Annotated in this window: 11 protein-coding genes; 10 read left to right on the forward strand and 1 reads right to left on the reverse strand. The window is 37.1% G+C overall.

What is annotated here, in order from left to right; translation table 11 throughout:
• The first annotated feature begins 14 nt into the window (after positions 1–14).
• From Q7P05_RS00570 to Q7P05_RS00615, 10 genes are all read left to right on the forward strand, one after another.
• On the forward strand, positions 15–1,256 hold the full coding sequence (locus Q7P05_RS00570; RefSeq protein WP_303930022.1) for a flippase: 1,242 nt from the start codon (positions 15–17) through the stop codon (positions 1,254–1,256).
• A 34-nt stretch (positions 1,257–1,290) separates the two neighbouring features.
• Entirely contained in the window at positions 1,291–2,850 is a 1,560-nt protein-coding gene (locus tag Q7P05_RS00575) for an O-antigen ligase family protein (RefSeq protein ID WP_303930023.1), read from the forward strand.
• A gap of 203 nt (positions 2,851–3,053) precedes the next feature.
• A complete protein-coding gene (locus tag Q7P05_RS00580) occupies positions 3,054–3,464 on the forward strand; it encodes a hypothetical protein (RefSeq protein ID WP_303930024.1) in 411 nt (136 codons plus the stop codon).
• Positions 3,465–3,772: 308 nt separating this feature from the next.
• The gene (locus Q7P05_RS00585) at positions 3,773–4,099 is read left to right on the forward strand and encodes a hypothetical protein (protein ID WP_039968814.1); all 327 of its coding nucleotides are present in this window, start codon (positions 3,773–3,775) and stop codon (positions 4,097–4,099) included.
• 592 nt (positions 4,100–4,691) lie between these two features.
• Positions 4,692–6,929 carry an autotransporter outer membrane beta-barrel domain-containing protein gene (locus tag Q7P05_RS00590; protein WP_303930025.1) on the forward strand — a complete coding sequence of 746 codons (2,238 nt, stop codon included), beginning with the start codon at positions 4,692–4,694 and terminating at the stop codon, positions 6,927–6,929.
• A gap of 549 nt (positions 6,930–7,478) precedes the next feature.
• On the forward strand, positions 7,479–9,776 hold the full coding sequence (locus Q7P05_RS00595) for an autotransporter outer membrane beta-barrel domain-containing protein (protein ID WP_303930027.1): 2,298 nt from the start codon (positions 7,479–7,481) through the stop codon (positions 9,774–9,776).
• Between the two features lie 387 nt (positions 9,777–10,163).
• Positions 10,164–10,715: a hypothetical protein gene (locus tag Q7P05_RS00600; RefSeq protein ID WP_303930028.1), complete on the forward strand. Its 552-nt coding sequence runs from the start codon at positions 10,164–10,166 to the stop codon at positions 10,713–10,715.
• 260 nt (positions 10,716–10,975) lie between these two features.
• The gene (locus tag Q7P05_RS00605) at positions 10,976–12,355 is read left to right on the forward strand and encodes a YadA-like family protein (protein WP_295221013.1); all 1,380 of its coding nucleotides are present in this window, start codon (positions 10,976–10,978) and stop codon (positions 12,353–12,355) included.
• 226 nt (positions 12,356–12,581) lie between these two features.
• On the forward strand, positions 12,582–13,625 hold the full coding sequence (locus tag Q7P05_RS00610) for an inverse autotransporter beta domain-containing protein (protein ID WP_303930029.1): 1,044 nt from the start codon (positions 12,582–12,584) through the stop codon (positions 13,623–13,625).
• Between the two features lie 584 nt (positions 13,626–14,209).
• Positions 14,210–16,924 (forward strand): S-layer homology domain-containing protein, encoded by a 2,715-nt coding sequence (locus Q7P05_RS00615; RefSeq protein ID WP_303930034.1) that lies wholly within the window; start codon positions 14,210–14,212, stop codon positions 16,922–16,924.
• Positions 16,925–17,082: 158 nt separating this feature from the next.
• Here Q7P05_RS00615 and Q7P05_RS00620 read toward each other — a convergent pair whose 3' ends face one another.
• A complete protein-coding gene (locus Q7P05_RS00620) occupies positions 17,083–18,741 on the reverse strand; it encodes a class I SAM-dependent methyltransferase (protein ID WP_303930030.1) in 1,659 nt (552 codons plus the stop codon).
• Positions 18,742–19,133: the final 392 nt, after the last annotated feature.

Below are 19,133 nucleotides of genomic sequence, written 5' to 3' on the forward strand. Positions count from 1 at the left end.
AGAGGATGGGTAATGTGAGGAAGAGTTACTCCGTATTAATAGAGAATATATTTTCTCTGCTGACTCTGCGTGCTTTAGAATATGTACTCGCATTTATCTTGGTACCATATTTGATTCGCGTATTAGGACCATTGCATTTCGGGATGATTGCCTTTATGCAAGGTATTATGGAATATTTCCGAATTTTTGTTGATTTTGGGTACTCCTTAACGGCACCAAAGGCAATAGCACAAGCTGAAGAACAGAAGATAGGATCTCTATTTGCCAAATATTTTTATGGAAAAGTATGTATATTAATATTTGTTACCATAGTATTTTTCGCTATTTATAATTTGCAACGTATATTACTAGGAAATATGATTGATATAGTATTATTTCAGGTTATGTACTGTGGAATTATAGGCAATGTTTTATTTCCTGTATGGTTTTTCCAGGGCATACAGAAAATGCGGTATATTACCATCTTAAATATGAGTGGTCGTATCTGTACAATGCTTGGTATATTTTTACTCGTAAAATCTCCAGATGATTATATACTTGCGGCATTTTTACAAGCTTGTACTCCATTAATTGCAGGTATTTTTTCAATAGTTTGGTTAAGAAAACACTATACAGGATTATTTAAATTGCCACCTATGGATGAGATTATTAATTCTTATAAAGAAGGCTGGTCTATATTCGTATCTTCGTTGGCAGTTAACTTGTATACTGCAACTAATGTAGTAGTATTAGGTATGCTTACGAATAATGTTATCGTTGGTTATTATAGTGCTGCTGATAAATTAATTACCTGTGTTCGCAGAGGTATATATGCTGTAAGTGATGCAATATATCCATTTATAAGTAAGATGATGAGAGATGATATTCCCAAGGGATTACAATTTATTAGAAAGCAATTATTCTTGTATTTGCTTATTGGCCTCGTTGGTTGTACATCTCTATTTTTCTTTTCAGATACTATAGTTACGCTACTGTTTGGAGCGGATTATGAGTTAACAGTTGATGTATTACGAATCTTGTCATTTGTTCCATTAGCTGTTGCTATTAGTACTGTATTTGGTGAAGAAACGATGTTACCCCTTAATATGAATAGTGCTTATAGTCGAACTCTAGTGTTAGCAGCATTCTTTAGTTTGTTATCTATATTCCCATTGTGTTATATGTGGGGTGCAGAAGGCGTAGCAATGACAATGCTACTAACAGAATTTCTAATTATGATTGTTATGGGAGGCTTATTATGGAAGCGACTCTTGTAAGATGTATTAACTAGTTTGTGAGGTTTGTCTTAATATGATTAATACAGTATATTATAAAATTCAAGAGCTATTGCTTTGTGCAATGATAATTGCATTACCATTGATGCGGATACCAGATCGGTATACTTTGTTCTCAATGGGTAATAATCTATCGATGATATTTCTTTTCTTTTCCATTTTGTTATTTATTGTATATAGTATATGGAAAAAGAAGACAGAGGTTCCATTTAAACCATATTTTGCTATATCTATCGTTTGGATTGTTTTTTGTACTATTTTAGGGGTATTCTCTTTTCCTTTTTATGATACTGTTATCTATACGTATCTAATTAATACATCTGTTATCCAAAAACTATATGCTCTATTTCCTTCATTCGTAGGTAATGAATTTATTCTACAAGTAAAGTTGATGGTATCTTTAGTTTGGTATTTATTTAGAAACTTTATATTCCCACTAATAGGGTTATTCTTAATTATTTTTAATCTATATAAGGATGATTGTAAAAAAGGTCTCGATACAATTGTTAATGCTGCAAGAATATTAACAATTCTATGTATAGCTTACTCTGTTATAGAGGTTTCTTGGCTATGGAGTGGTTCAGATTATTTAGCTTCTATACTAGTAATGATCAATAATAGCTTATATGACCCTGTAGTACAAAGTGGGTGGTGGCCTCCGGAATTATGGCCAGGTCAACTTAGAAGCCTTGCGTTAGAACCATCCTATTTTAGTATGATTGCGGTGTTTTTGGCACCATTATTAGGTATTCATTATGTAAATTCTAAGAATAAACTTGATATTATATTAGCATTTCTCTTAGTTGTCATGATTTTCTTAACTAGGGCTCGAACAGGTGTTGTTGTTTATCTATTCGAACTGGTTGCGTTTATTGTATTAAGTCTAATATTTAGATATAAATCTTGGTGGAAGTTATGTCTATTTACGATTGGTTTAAGTATTTTTAGCTATTCCTTCGCCATTGTTGGTGACTCCGTAGTAAGCCCTATGATTAAAGCTAGTATTTCTCAAACGACTGCTATTGAAGAAGGACCTAAGTCTGTATCTGTAGAAAAAGCTCTAGATAAGTATATTGATAGCAATGTTAAGTCAGTCAGCAATACTAGTTCTAGATCTAATTCAGCTAGATTTGGTAATACCGTAGCTATGTTTAACGTTGGACTAGATCATTTAGCATTTGGTGTTGGTAGAGGCTTACACTCAAGTTATATGGTTGATAAATTCCCTGATTTTGCTAAAGATAGTGGCGAAGTTAAACGTTGGACAGAAGACGTATTACAAAAAGGCTTTTTAGCATTTGAGTATCCAGTACTTAATGAGTTTGCAGCTATATTGGCATGGTTTGGGTTGATAGGGGAAATCTTGTTTATTACCCCAATTTTATATATTTTATATAGAACCTATAAGATTAAAAAGTATATTAATAACCCTACATTAGTTTACCTATTGGTAGCATTCTTTGGGCAAATTGCATGCTTTATGAGTAATGAATTTATATTGGCTTATCCAATTCTTGTAGGGATTTTGATTTGTTATATTAAATTTTATGAGCATAATGATATAACCAGAGAATAGGGGGTTATTCTAAATAAAGTATAATGTGTATATTGTAACTAATGTTTAAAATATATCGAATATATTTGATATATAGTTTATGGCTTTTCTATCTCATAATTAGTTATAATTTGTATAGCAAAATATTATAGAATGAATATATTGGGAGTATTCATTTCTAGGGGACTACATTAGTTAATATATTGGTTTGGGAGATTTTAATTATGAAAAAATATGTACTTTCAGTTGATAAGAATAGGCCTATAGAGCTTGAAATTACAAATATTTTAGATGATAATAAAGCTATAGTGCGCGGTCGTCTTAATACATATCATTTGGATTATGATGTAGAGACAACTTCTGTTTTATTGAATTTTACGTTGGAAGACGATCGAGAGACTATATATAGTATTAGATTACAAGAAGATGACTCTTTATTAAAATGTTTAGATTGTACTCCTCAGGAGGTATTCTTTAACATTGTTAATTTCTTAGGTGAAGTAATACATAAGGCTAAATCTGTTGGATATACATTAGTTATGAAGTTAGATCATCAAACTTCTAGATTACTTGTAAAGGATTTAACAAAAATTGGTGATGAATATCGTACATTTAATGGAGAACTAGTATATTAAGATAATTCTTAATAACTATATAGTGGAATTAAAAGAAGGTATCAACGGCAGTTGATACCTTCTTTTATGTAGAAATCAAATTGATGGGATACTAAATTTAGATCAACCTATAATATCTTTATTAGATATACGAAGATAAGAAATAGGGATTGAATGTTCTCTTATATAACAAATCTGTTATGAAACGTATTGTATTGTATATTGAGCAGCCGATAGTAGTTGGCTCAGAAGTTGCCATTTTAATGCGAATTTCACCGTTTTTTGGTATAATAAACAAGTATTCCAACGATAAAACGGAGGTAATTCTAATGCGTAAATTTTTATATATGTTAGCAGCTCTACTTGTGTTGATCGGTATTAATACACATGATGTAGAAGCTCGTACCGATGTGTATGCTACTACTTATAATGGTAATAGCTGGTATGTAGACCAAGACTCTGTAAAGAGAGTAGGGGATGTACTCAATTTTACAGTGTACACTACATCTGGCCTTAGCTATAAGGTATCATCTAGCGATAGTAACTATTACAATGCAGATGTATTCTACTATAACAACAAACTCGTTTCAGACAATGGCCAATCTGTATGGAAATCTCCAGGTATGATGGCCGCTATGCGTGTGGCACGTAGATAAAGAATAAAGGCAGCGATTCGATCGCTGCCTTTTGGTCTGTATAAGTGTACTATAGTATCGTTTATCCGTATTTGACGATATATAAGATTAACCCTATAATATAAATAGATAGCCAAGCGAGTAGATCCGTCGGGCTCATCTCAAGAGAATAAATAATTGATGAAATGGCCTTTCAGTTACCTAATTATCTAGGGATAACGAAGGGCTATTTGTCTTTTCCAAGACAAATAAGCGCCACGAGTGCACCAAAAGCAATGACTACAGTCATTACCTCTAGGATTAGCATGATTAACTCATAATCACTCATAGACAACCCTCCCTTCATAGACGAAGAGAGGCCCAACCTCGCTTAACTATCCTATATCAATTATATGGCGAACATATAAGCGAATCAATAAGAATCTATTTATAGAAATATACAAAAATATATATACGTATACGTTAGCAGTAACTATAATTACTGCTTTTTTTTTACTTGTGATAATTTTATAGTTATGTGGCAAATTTCCCTCATATTTACAAGAATATAATTATTAAATATAATTAAATTATTTAATAATAGTTTATAGTGTGTAAATGAGAGAGGGTTTTTATGAAACGTGTGTATAAAGCAAACCTATCTTTAGCGATTGCTCTGACAATTGCTAGCTCTGTAGTGCCCTATGCAATGGCGGGGAGTACATTAGTTACTACACCTAATGGTGCAAATATTACGGTAAACAACGGTGGGAAGTTTAAGGCTGGCGAAATGACAAACTACATATCTACGATTGAAGCAGATACTGGTAGTACAGTTAGTATTGATAAAGCTGTTGCTAATATTGGCTATAATAACAAGCCTTTCATTAGTAGTAAAGGTGGCAGTACAGTTAGCCTTAAGGAAGGCGTTTATGATGTTCAAAATGTAAGCACTCCTGTTGCAGTGGCTCAAGGTGGCACCGTTAATATTGGTGTAGACGGCAATAAAGGTAATTTTACTGGTAATGACTTGTCTTTGGTAGGTGATGTCATTGTTAAAAGCGACCCAAATCATGCATCTGAGATCAATATTGGTATCATTGGCAAAGAATCTCTTTGGGATGGTTTAGCCTTTAACTTAGCAGACAAAGATGCAAAGAATCCAAGTCATATTAATGTATTCCTTGGTGACTATGGTTCTTGGGAGCTTTTCTATCAAGGCGGCTTGCATGATGGAACATTAGATGGTGGTACACAACCTAGCCATGTACATCGACTTGTAGGTTCCAAGAACCGCAACTATGCGAATATGGTAACCCAAAGTGAGCATAATAAGCTCTATGTAGATAAGCTGGAAGGTCATGTAAACTTTATTTACGACCCTAATGATGAAGGTGGCGATACTGAGGATCCAGATTATAAACCACCGACTACAACCTATAATGGTTTGACTCCAGATTCCTTCTGGGGTGGTGATATTCATATTACAAGTGCGGCTCCTGGTGCAGCGGCTCATGTGTATACTACTCAACGAGGCCTAGATATGTCCTCTGAGGCTAATGTGAACAAGATTTTAGATAACTTGGCTCACAAGATGTACTATCATAACTATGTTAATGGTGAAAGAAACCTTCAAGGTACAGTAGCTATTGCATCTGATGGTTCTGAATCTGGTCGTTTTACAGTAATTACATCTGGTCATGCTAAAGAAGGTGATATTACATGGCAAGCCGATAAGGATGGTCAAGGTAAATACGTATATGGTGAAAATAAACCTGTACCGAAACCTCAACCTAAGCCGGAGGTAAAACCAACTCCTAAACCTGAGGTTAAGCCGGTACCAACTCCGACTCCTAAACCAGAGGTTAAACCAACGCCAAAACCTGAGGTTAAGCCAGCACCAAAACCAACTCCTAAACCAGAAGTGAAACCAACTCCAGTGCCAGAGCGTAATTCTCATATTCACGTTATCATGGGTGATTTTGATACACCTCATATGCGCGGTGCCCGTTCTGCTATCATGAGCAATATTAACGGATGGAGAACATTGACAGATAATATGTATCGTCCACGCGTATTGCAACAAGGCGAACCAACAGGTATTTGGGCTCGCGTTGGAGGCGGTAAATATAGCTATGATGCAAAAGGTATTGATACAGATACAACATATACACGCATTCAAGGCGGTTACGATGCTAAAACTGGTAGTGGCTGGACTGTAGGTGGTCAAGTATCCTACCTTCGTGGTAATGATGACTACGTATTCAACGGTTCTGGTAAGGAAAAAGCCTTTGCTGTAGGTGCATATGGTGTGAAAGATCTTGGTAAAGACCAATACATTCACTTTGAATCCCAAGTAGGTCGCGTTTCTAATGCTTTCACAGCTCGCAATGAAATTGGTGAAAGACTGTCTGGCGAGACTAAAGCTAATGCATACTCTATCGGTGCACGCTATGGTAAAACTGTGAAGCTTTCAAATGGTACATACATTGAACCACAAGCGCAATTGAGCTACACTCACTTCGGTGGGGATAGCTTTGATGCGGGTCGTATGCATGTCAACGAATCTGGTGTGAGCAGCACAGCAGGGGGCCTTGGCCTTGAAATCGGTAAAATATTCGGTGCAGGTAATATCTATACTCGCGTTGGTGTAAACCATGCCTTCTCTGGTACTGTAAATACAGCGTACACAACAGGTAATACTACAAAATATACAAAACAAGACCTTAAAGGTACTTGGACCGATCTAGCATTCGGTGGTCGTTATGGCTTCAATGCTAATAACAGCATCTTTGCTGACCTTAGCACAGGCTTATCTGGCGACTATAAAGCAGGCTGGTCTGTAAATGCTGGGTTTACACATAAATTCTAATATACTGGTTACCATATAAATGTATATGGTAATAATAGAATAAAAAGAAGCCCCATGTATTGGATATAACTATCTAATACATGGGGCTTCAATAACTGGATAACTGAAAGGCCATTTCATCAATTTTTTGTAACTTTGAGATGAGCCCGACGGAACCACTCGCTTGGCTATCTGTTTATATTATAGGGTTTATATCATATATCGTCAAATACGGATAAACAAGTGTATATTAAACAATTTTATATGGTTATTATTTACTAAGAGGCAGCGAATTAAGCGTTGCCTCTTTTGCTATATTTTTATCTAATACATATCAAAACTTAATTATTTCTAAAATAAATGAGTATAATTCATTTACAATTCACAAAAAATGGTGTAATATTTTAAATATATTTTAAAAAGTGTTAGATGTGAGTTCTTAATAAAGTGAGTATATATCTATCTTTTTCTATAAATAACGACTGATAAATCAACTTATAGATATATTCGTTTATGAAGAGACTTTCACAAATTTGAGTGTAATTGTATTAATAGTTGAGGTGTAAGAGGATGAGAGCAAGAAATAAATTTTTATTATCTGCTGTTATGATGACTTTATTGTCATCTACGATGGCTATGCCTAGCACATGGGCTGCAGCAGGTCTTAATTCCGATGGACGTATTTTTGCAACTACTGCAGATAGCAAATTTGAAAGTACAGGTAATGCGACTGCAAATGGTGTAGTCGCATCTGATGGTGGTCAAGTTAGAATTGGCTCTTTGGATACTCCTGATGCATCTCAATTGCCTAAACGCTATCGTCAACCAGCTTTCATTACAGGCATGCTAAATAACAGTTCCATTCAAGTGGATGGCGGGGTTATGGACGTGACTACTGCACCATGGAAGTCTCCATATCCAGTAGCATTTGCATATAATAGTAAAATTAATCTCGGCATTGATGATGCGGGTACTGTAAAACACAAAGTGTTTAATATGCAAGGTGATGTGCTGGTATCTGATAAAATGATGCCTCCTCATCAACAACAGCAACCATCTGTTATCAACATCGGTCTAGGCCGCGCGCACAACAGTCCTAACCAATTTTCTGGTAAGGCTGTGAACACCTTAGAGGATAAGGGTGGCGAAATTAACATGACCTTTGATGGGGGCATGTGGAGCCATGATTACATGGGCGGTTTGGAATCTTTCAAGATTGATGGTAAAACGGAACGCAGTAGTATTAATAACCTCACAGGCACTCGTACGCGCGAAGGTTTCAGCCGTATTGCGCAAGATTCTCGCAGCGACATTCATGTAAATAAATTGGACGGCCATATCAATGTTATTTATGACATGAGTGATAGCACGGGCTTGAACTTCGCTAAACAAGGCTCCAAGAAAAATGGTCTTGATCCGGCTGATATCGAGGGTGGTAACTTCATCGTGAAATCCGCTGCAGCTGGCTCCGGCGTGCATGGCTATGTAACAGGCGATCATCTTGATACTTCTTCTGAAAGCAATGTAAACAAGATTTTAGATAACTTGGCCCACAAATTCTATTATGAAAACTATGTAAAGGGTGAAAGAAACCTTTCTGGTACTGTATCCATCGCTTCCAAAGGTATCGTGTCTAGCTACAAAAAAGCGTTGACTACAGATCAAAAAGAAGGGGATATTACTTGGAAAGACGGTAATGGTCAAGGCTCTTATGTGGTGCCAGAACCAAAACCTACACCAACTCCAGAGCCAAAACCAGTTACACCAGTAACTCCGGATCCTAAACCAGTTACACCAGTAACTCCAGATCCTAAGCCAGTTACGCCAGTAACTCCAGACCCTAAACCAGTTACGCCAGTAACTCCAGACCCTAAACCGGTTACTCCTGTAACGCCAGATCCTAAGCCAGTTACACCAGTAACACCAGATCCTAAACCAGTTACACCAGTAACTCCTAATCCTGTTGTTCGTGGTGCGTACGATACACCTCATATGCGTGGTATTCGTTCTGCTGTAGTAGGTAATATCAATGCTTGGCGTACATTAGCTGACGATATGTATCGCCCTCGTGTATTGCAACAAGGCGAACCAACTGGTATTTGGGCTCGCATCGGTGGCGGTAAATATAGCTATTCTGGCAGTGGTATCGATACAGCTACAGATTACACACGCATCCAAGGCGGTTATGATGCTAAAATTAGCCGTGGCTGGACTGTAGGTGGTCAAGTATCCTACCTTCGCGGTTCTGAAGACTATGTATTTGATGGTTCCGGTAAGGTTAAATCCTTCTCTGTTGGTGCCTATGGTTTGAAAGACCTTGGTAAGGATCAATACGTACATGTAGAAACGCAAGTAGGTCGTGTATCTAATGACTTCACAGCGCGTAATGAAATTGGTGACCCTATGTCTGGCGATGCAAAATCCAATGCGTATAGCATCGGTGTTCGCTATGGCAAAACATTGAAATACGCTAATGGTTTCTATGTAGAACCACAAGCACAATTGAACTTCACACACTTCGGTGGTCGTAACTTCAATGTAGGCAATGTATCTGTTAACCAATCTGGTGTGAATAGCACTTCTGGTAAGCTTGGCCTTGAATTGGGTAAACAATTTGGCCATGGTAACCTCTATACACGCTTTGCCGCAGGTCATGCTTTCACAGGCAATGTGAAAACTGCATTCGCTAGTGGCAGTGTTGTGAAATTAACAGAACAAGACCTCAAAGGTACTTGGACTGAATTGGCATTCGGCGGCCGTTATGGCTTTAATAGTAATAATAGCGTATTTGCTGACGTTGCTACTGGTTTGTCTGGTGATCTCCAAGCAGACTGGGGCGTAAATGCAGGATTTACGCATAAGTTCTAAGTGTAGATTTACCATAAATTCTAAGTGTAAATTTATTAAACAATCTTTTTGTACAATAGCTAACATATATAGCCTCCTAATAATAGAGTCATGACTTTATTATTAGGAGGCTTTTATTGTATGGAGGATAGAACTAACTATATAGCCACCGATGCATTTTTCTTCTAACCTTAATGAAAAACTATATAGACGAAATACGATATATTGTGTATACTAATGAAAATAGTAAGCATACTAAAATCATTATTGATTGATGCTTACCGTATTAATAAATTTACCATGCTTAGTATGGGGATCTCTAAGGGGATAACAGCTCCAAAAGAGATAATATCTAGTGTATGATAAATGAAGTAGCTCTGGGGAGGGCGCTTTAAGAGAGGAGAACTAATGAAACTAATTAAATTATTACCTATTATGGCAATTGCTTCTGTAGGTGTTGCTGGCCAAGTACATGCGGCACAAGATCCTTTGATGATGCCTGAACAACCTACGGCTCCTTTGACTGCAGAACAACAAGAAATCTCTCTTGCTGTTCCTAGTGAAGAGGTAAAAGCTGTAGTATCTGAATTTGCAGCATTCCAACTTGGTCAACCAAATATTGGCCGTGTGTCTGGTCAAGAACGTCTTGCTAACAATGCGTTGTACTACATGAACGTTCGTCGTAGCTGGTACATCACAAGCCATCGCTATAAAAAAGACAGCTATGCTCGCGTAGCATTAGATCGCTTGTACTTAGATTACAAAGAATTCTTCACGAATAACACTACAGTATCTGAAATGAATCAAGCTGAATATGAAAACCAAATTTTGGCAATTCTTGAAAAGAATACAGCTAACGTGTCTAATGATGAATTGCGTTTCTACATGAACGAAATGGTAATCTACAGCTTAAAAGAAGCTATGCGTGACGGTAATAACCGCGTTAAACGTATCCGCTAATCGGTATATATAACTATATATCTATGAAAGAGGTAACGGCATAGGCCGTTGCCTCTTTTGTTTTCAAAACAAATGCCCTCGTAGGAACAAATTCTACGGGGGTTTGTTTATTAATTAATTATATTATCTGATCTATTCTTTATGAATTATTATTTATGTTATTTACATATTTTTTCGATGGCAGTATAATCTACTTGTAGAATTATGAGGAAAGTATGAAGGAGAAGTGTTTTGTAGTGTAACAAGGGAGGCGTATGATTATGAATCACGCAAAGAAACTACAATTATTAGCAGTACTCGGAGTTTTGACCATATCTTCTGCTAGCTTGGTACAGGCTGCAGATATTCCTGTTGTTTCTAGTGGTGGTGCCACTTATAACATTGGTTTACAAGGCTGGTCATCTTTCACTAACTCAGATAATGTACATCTTGGCGGTCAAACTGGGGCGGCTAATAGCGATCCCTATGCCCATGTAGGGGATCCAAATGCAAAGGGTAATAATATTGCCATCGGTCGTCTTGCCTTGAATGGTTCTCAAGGTGGTGGTAACGTAGCGCTCAGTTCTAAGACATTTGTAGGCGGTAAAGGTGATTATAACTTCTTAGGTAACTTTGCAGCAGGTTATAATTCAACCATTTCTGATACGATTGCTATAGGCTACTTTACAGGTTCCTACTCTCAAGGTAATAAAAATGTATGGCTCGGCGCTTCTCAAGCTGCCGCTAGTAAGGGTAACAATACAGTATTAATTGGTTCTAACTCCACTGTAAATGGTAATTTTAACTATGGCATGGGTCATGGTGTTATCTTTAAAGGCGATAAGAACTCCGCTATTGGCGCATATAACAAAATTGAAGGTAACCAATCTGGTGCCTTTGGTGTAGGTACGTATAATGTGGATACTGTTAAGGGCGATAATTCCTACAGTGTTGGTAACAAGAACCAAGTGAGTGCTAATAATACATTCGTAGTGGGTAATAATGTGAAAACATCTCTAGACAATGCAGTTGTATTAGGTAATAATTCTACTGCTGAAAGTAGTGATGTAGTGAGCACTCCTAGTTATACCTACAATAATGGTGTTACTGAAAGCTTCGCCGGTACTGCTCCTGTGTCTACTGTATCTGTTGGTGCAGCAGGTCAAGAGCGCACTATCACTCATGTTGCAGCAGGTCGTATTACAGCGGATTCTACAGATGCGGTTAACGGCTCCCAGTTATATGGTACAAACCAACAAATCGATGTATTGCATCGCGATGTACGCCACGTGGAAAAAGAATCCAACCGCGGTGATGCTCGTGCCGCAGCACTAGCTGCATTACATCCACTACAATTTGATCCTGACCACAAGGTCCAAGTTATGGGTGGCTATGGTCACTACAAGGGCGAAAATGCATTGGCTCTTGGCGTAGGTTACTATCCGAAAGAAAACCTACTCCTTACAGCAGGTACAACTGTAAGTGGTGATTTGATGACTAATGTAGGCGTATCCTATAAATTCGGTGAAAATAAAACATTGCCTAAGATTTCCCCTGCATCCTATAACGCATTGGAACAACGGGTAGATACATTAGAAGCACAAAACAAAAAACTACAAGAAACAGTAGATATGCTTGTGCAAAAACTTAATGAAAAATAGAATCTAATATCTAATATTTAATATTCAGTGTAGTAATATAGAATAAGCTTTAATATTGATAAAGGATATGAAAGAGGTAATAACATAGTTATTACCTCTTTTTTATATATATATAATAGTAAACTAATACGTTTCTAGTGACTACCTATCTTGACATACATAAACATTATTCGATACACTAGTATATATTTCATTTGTTGTTCATGAATTTTAAATGTAGAGAGTAATGAAACGTATTGTGTGTATCGCCTTGGGCGCCCTATTGTGTTGTGTGGGTACAGCTGAGGCAGAAAAACAACAATTACATAATGATAAGGGCGTAGTGTCTGCAAAAACTGATGCTCAAATAGAGCGCATGAAGGCCGCATCAGAGGGCTTTCACATTACGCCTGCTGCTACACCAGACCATGTGATTGGCCAAGGTGGGCCGCTCATCATGGACCGGCAAGATACTAAGACCGTGCAGTATAGCAATGTGGATGCAGTGAACCGCGCCATTAATGCGGTGGCTATGTCCAATGTATCTAATGCTATGTATGGTGCCAAAGGTAAGCCGTGGATGCGACGCACTACGCTGAGCTTTCAGTTCCAAGAAGGGTGGAAGCCGTTGTATTCTGCGGAGACGATTCAGCCTCTAGGTCATTACGATAATACCTCTCGTGATGTGTGGTTTACGCAGCAGCGCATTTCTCGCGCCTCTGATACGGGTACTACCCTTAATGTAGGCATTGGGTACCGTCGTATTTCCAAGGACGACCGTCGTCTCTATGGGGCTCATCTATTCTATGACCATCGCTTCTTAAATCGTCACGATCGACTCAGTGCTGGTCTTGAATATATGTCTGGTGAAAGCGAGTTTCGTTTTAACTGGTATGGTTCTGCTTCCGATGAGCGTGTTTTGGATGCGAACCTACATACCTTAGAGCGAGTATCTAATGGTTATACCTTAGAATATGGTAAAACCTTTAAAAATGCGCGTTGGGCTAGAGTCTATGTTGAAGGCTATCACTGGAACCAGGATCGACAAGCTGATAAGAATGGTTTGCGCATAGGCTCTGAGATGCAACTGACACCGCGTGTATCTGTAGATATGGGATACAATAAACCGGAACATAGCTCTGGCGGTGCATATGGTAAAATTACGTTCCGTTTAGCGGGAGCTCCGATGGCTTGGTATGGTGGCAAGCATCGTTTAGAACAATCTGCAACAGTTCGCGATAAAATGCTCAACCTCGTAAGACGAACTAATACGGTTTTTGTTGAACAATAATTTTGATAACTGAATAGACAAATTGAATAGTCATGCCATTCCCTGCATTCATTTTATTTTAATGAAAATTAAATGAAAAATAACCTACTATTGTTCCTATATAAGTGATATACTCTAGGTAAGGGAAACGTTAGTGTTCATATCAATTGTTTTTTAAGATAATGGCTTTTTATAAAAGCCATTATCTTATTATTGATGCCGTGTGATCGCCCGTTCATCTTAGTTACTCTCCAACTATTTGATAATCTTTGTGTTGTGTTTACTTCAAAATCTCTCTCTTAATAACAAACCTATATCATACGGCACCGGTAAGGGGTTCGCCTTCCTCTTACCAAAAAAAGGATAGTTAATTCTCATCGATTAACTATCCTTTTTATATTCTCTTAATAGATATATAAATTACTGTTTACAAAATTCGTATAAGTGCTACAATATTCATATAAGACTCATGAATAAATCGTGAATTTTAAAGTAAAGAGAGAATGATAGGTTTTGTAGTTTGTAAATGGAGGTTCTAAATTATGAACAAACGGAAACGTTTATTAACCTTGTTAATTAACGGTGTGTTGTTATCCAGTTTATGTATGGTAGCTAATGCTGCAGATAATGTAGCTGGGGCAGGTACTGGCGTAGCTATTGGCACAGGGTCTAGTGCTCAAAAAGATGGAGTAGTTGCTATTGGTAAAGGTGCACATACCAATTATGCTGGCGGATCTGGCTATGCTAATATTAATGGCGATGTAGTTATCGGTGAAAATGCAACAACCCATAGCTACTATGACCAATCTGGCTCAGTAGCTATCGGTAAAAATGCATATGTAGAAAATACAATTGGTCAACAAGATAAATTCTTTGCGTTTGATCAAACTACTTTTAATCGTTGGGGTTTTGGAAGCCTTCCACAAAAACCAGATAAAGTTGTTACTGGTGTAGCAATAGGGGATAATACGTATGTTCGTAGTGGTGGTACCATGATTGGATCTCATAACTATCGTGGTAAAATTGGTGATATTACTGTCAACACCGATACTTACACAGAAAAACGTAAAGCTGGATTAGGTGTATATTCAACAACAATTGGTACAAATAGTTTTACCAATGGTACCGTTGCAACCACTACAGGTGCTTTAAATGTTATTTCCAGTAATTATGATGGCACTAATTCTGATACTGCAGGAGTTAAAAATTTTGGGGCTACTATTAATGGCTCTTTAAACTCTATTGAGTCTGCTACAGCTGCTAATAGCTATTCAGGGATAGGTAATGCTGTTGTTGGTACCGCTAATAGAACTTACAACTCTAATGGTTCTTTGATTTTTGGTGCAGGTAATGAAATTACTAACTCTATTACTGATATAGATGCGGATGCAATAACACCAAGTGCTTTTGGAGGACCTTCCTCGGTAACTAAATTATCAGAAACTGTGCGTAATTTAGTAAAAGATAATAAATCTGGTGGTTCTACCTTAGCTATTGGTGGTGGTAATAAAGCTGATTATACGCAATTAACATCAATGACAGGTGTTAATAATACTATTACAGGGACTGCTGGTAATGTTGCAAAATTGAATAATGTAACTGGGTACAATAATACAATTACTAATGCGTCTAATAATATTGTAATGGGTAATGATCATGTAATAACTGCTGATAATACAATTGCTATAGGTGGACTTTCTTCTAGTGAAACACGCTCTGTTGCCAATACAACAACTATTGGTTATGATGCAAAAGCTTCTGTTGAAGGTGGTGTCGCTCTTGGTTATAAATCTAATGCGACCGTAGATAAAGGCGCAGCTGGTTATGATATCAGCACCAAAGCAGCATCTACTGATACAAGCTCCACATGGAAAGCCACAGCATCTGCTGTATCCGTTGGCGACGTAGCTAATGATGTAACACGTCAAATTATATCTGTTGCAGCTGGTACAAATGATACTGATGCGGTTAACGTAGCACAACTTAAAAAGGTAGAAACTAAAATCTCTACTGTTGAGGCAGATGCTAAAAAACATACTACTGTAGTAGCAGGGGATAATACAACTGTCACATCTGGTACAAATGCTAATGGTGGTGCGGAATACAAAGTAGCTGTAAATAAAGATTTAGTAGATATGAACTCTGCTAACTTCGGCAAAGCTACTGATAATGTGCGTTCTCGTATCGATAAAGACCGTGCTAGCTTCTTCAACGGTAGCGAAAATATCGGTATTTCAGCTACTGAAGGTGTCAAAATAGAAAACACAGATAGCTTAGAACAAGCAAAATTTGATAAATATGGTATGTATGCTAGTGAAGGGAATACAACTGTTTACTACACTACAAACGGTATTAGTGCAGGCGATCAAAAAATCAACAATGTGAAAGCTGGCGTAGCAGATACTGATGCGGTTAACGTATCTCAACTTAAACATTTACAAGATCAAATCGCAGCATCTTCTAGTGTTACAACTGTAACAGCTGGTGACCATATTAAGGTAACACCAACTGTAAATGGTAATACTCACGACTATAAAGTATCTCTTGCTGATGATATTGCTGATCAAATTACAAATAACACAACAAATATCAACAAAAATACAAATGATATCAAAAATATCAAAGGTGATTTATCTAAAATCGATAAACGTGTTGATAAATCTGTAGCGGGTGCAGCAGCGTTGGCAGCATTGCATCCACTTGATTTCGATCCAGATGCTAAATGGGACTTTGCTGCAGGCTATGGTCATTACCGCAGTGGTGATTCAGCAGCTATCGGTGCTTTCTACCGTCCTAATGAAGACGTACAACTTAGCGTAGGTTCTACTGTTGGCAGTGATGAAACAGTATTCAATGCTGGTTTATCTGTGAAAGTAGGCGCTCATAGTGGTGTATCTCGCTCTCGTGTAGCAATTGGTAAAGAAGTATTAGCTCTTAAGAAAACAGTAGCTGAACAAAATGCTCAAATTCAAAAATTGACTACATTGTTAAATGGTGTTGCTGGTACTAAGATGAAAGCCGATCACACAACATTGTTCCCAGATATCCCTACAAACCATTGGGCATATGAAGCTGTAAGCGATTTATCTCGCCGTGGTTTAGTAGAAGGCTATCCAGATGGCACATTTGGTGGTGACCGTATGTTAACACGTTATGAATTTGCTCAAATTGTATACCGTGCCATTCAAGACGGCGTAACAGTTAATGATCGCCTTGTAACAGAATTCAGCCCTGAAATGGCTTTGTTCCGTGTTGACACTGTAGCAAAAAATGCTAAAGGTGAACCAACAATTGAACGCGTTCGTGTTAATAAAAAATAAGGATACTATTAGTTTATAGTGTTCATACAACTTAATAAGTAGCTACTATGCCATACCTCAACTCCACCCCGAGGTTGCATAGTAGTGAACATAAAAAGCGTAACTGATATAGATTAAGTTCTAATCAGTTACGCTTTTTTATTTATATCATGGTATATCTATTGTCTGAAGTATCCCAAAGCAGTGATATGTTGAATTGATTCGTCTAAATATTGTTTGCTAGGCACCGTAAATGTTTCACCATTTCGAGTGCGTGTAATCGTTAGTGTTTCATCTAGAATTGCAATTAACTCTGCTCGAGAGATTGGTTTTGCCATTTGCTTCATTACATATAGTAATCCTTCATCTACACTAGCGTCCTCTTGGTTAAACATATTACCTAACGTCATGTACTGTTTGCCATTACCTTCAATTAGTGTGGAAACATAATTAATAAATCGCTCAGGAATATAGCTCACATTTTCTACAAATGGCAAGCATTCATAATTCTCACCATATGCATTGAGGTGGTTGAGGATAGAGAGGTGGAATAGGCGCACATATAGCTTGTTCATATCAAAGGTTTCGTTTGGATAATGTTCTTCTATATATTTTTGAATATCCTCTATAGTAAATAGTTGTTTTGTATTCATAAAATACTTGATAGTTTGATGTAAAGGATCTGTCCAACCATTTGGTGTACCAAGTCTATCCTCTGCAGGCCCGCAATAGTAAATGCTATCAAGAATTTCTTTATCTACTGTTTCATTACGCACGATTGCATCTGCATTGCATTGTTTAGTTAATAAGGCCATGCGGAATTGTGTATCGTAAACGAAATCGTAGTATTGCTCCTTTGCCTTGTAATCATTATTAGAGAGGACCTTAATATTATCTACGATGCTGTCATCTAACCAAGTAATAAAGGATTTTTCTAATCGTGCATCACCAATATATACGCAGCCTTGATGCTCTGCACGCTCAATGAATTGAGCCACATAAACAGGATCATTAAAGGTTTCTAAATATTCATGGGCTACATAATAGTTATTGGATTGCAACACGCGATTGATATTATCGATTTTATAACCAGACTGTTTTTGAATTTCATCGTCCATTTTCATGGTTTCTGCAATTAGCTTTAGCACATTCTTTGTGTAAATCGTGCGTTCTTGCAAGCTATCTTTTTTAGCCTGTGTTTCAGAATAGAGCATAATGTCGCGAATTTGTTCTAATCGTTTCCAACCAGGATATGTATTGTACGATACATAGGCGATACCGCGGTCTGATAAATTGCGATTACAAATGGATAAGATTTTATCTTTTACAATATCTGGCACCCAAGACCAGATGCCATGGACGATGATGTAATCAAAGGTGCCGAAATCATCATCGATGTCCATAATATCCTTTTCTAGCAGCGTGATATTAGTGAGGCCGATAGATTTGATTAACTCGTTACCATGCTTAATTTGGACAGGGGAGAGGTCGATGCCTGTGAAAGTTGCTTCTGGATAGTACAGTGCTTGAGGGATGATATTACCACCACAAGAGGAACCAAGCTCGAGGACACGGGCACCTTTAATTGGCGCTGGATTGAGACCGTATAGACGTGCTTTGGCAATTAAAGAGTTGATAGCACAATTAGAAAATGCTTTTGATACATAAAGAAAATCATCGTAAGAGTCCTTCAATGCATCAATCTCTTCTTGATCCGCAGACTTTTGATGCGGTGGAGCACTAATTATTTGTTGTGATTCATTATGATTGTTTCCTTTATTGTCTTTATATACTTCATTAGAAGTGTTTTTTGATGGCTCTTTAGTTTGTGTATCCATAACGAGTCCTTTCTTATTCTTTATGGGTAAATACCAACTTATATATCTATAACTATATTTATAACTGTAACTATATTTATATCTCTATCTATATCTATATCTATATCTATATCTATATGAACTATCTGTTTATACAGTTTCTAAAATGGTTAGTATCATCTCCTATGGGATGACCCAATTATACTGCATTATGATTTAGTATATCATAATTTTTATCAAAATCGGCCGGAAAATTCATAGTTAATTCATTTATAAACTAATATATGAAAAATTGGTGAAAGTACCTTTAAAAGCTTGTGAAATTATTATATTCATATTTTTCTATGATCCATATTTTATAGATAGTATATAAATAGATGACAAAATCGAGAAAAATCAATGAGATTAAATCA

The organism is Veillonella dispar (assembly GCF_937975875.1).
GTDB lineage: Bacteria > Bacillota > Negativicutes > Veillonellales > Veillonellaceae > Veillonella > Veillonella dispar_B.

Coding starts and splice junctions, on each gene's coding strand:
- Q7P05_RS00610 (WP_303930029.1), top strand. CDS start 12,582: ATGAAACGTATTGTGTGTATCGCCTTGGGCGCCCTATTGTGTTGTGTG.
- Q7P05_RS00590 (WP_303930025.1), top strand. CDS start 4,692: ATGAAACGTGTGTATAAAGCAAACCTATCTTTAGCGATTGCTCTGACA.
- Q7P05_RS00600 (WP_303930028.1), top strand. CDS start 10,164: ATGAAACTAATTAAATTATTACCTATTATGGCAATTGCTTCTGTAGGT.
- Q7P05_RS00605 (WP_295221013.1), top strand. CDS start 10,976: ATGAATCACGCAAAGAAACTACAATTATTAGCAGTACTCGGAGTTTTG.
- Q7P05_RS00580 (WP_303930024.1), top strand. CDS start 3,054: ATGAAAAAATATGTACTTTCAGTTGATAAGAATAGGCCTATAGAGCTT.
- Q7P05_RS00575 (WP_303930023.1), top strand. CDS start 1,291: ATGATTAATACAGTATATTATAAAATTCAAGAGCTATTGCTTTGTGCA.
- Q7P05_RS00615 (WP_303930034.1), top strand. CDS start 14,210: ATGGTAGCTAATGCTGCAGATAATGTAGCTGGGGCAGGTACTGGCGTA.
- Q7P05_RS00595 (WP_303930027.1), top strand. CDS start 7,479: ATGAGAGCAAGAAATAAATTTTTATTATCTGCTGTTATGATGACTTTA.
- Q7P05_RS00585 (WP_039968814.1), top strand. CDS start 3,773: ATGCGTAAATTTTTATATATGTTAGCAGCTCTACTTGTGTTGATCGGT.
- Q7P05_RS00620 (WP_303930030.1), bottom strand. CDS start 18,741: ATGGATACACAAACTAAAGAGCCATCAAAAAACACTTCTAATGAAGTA.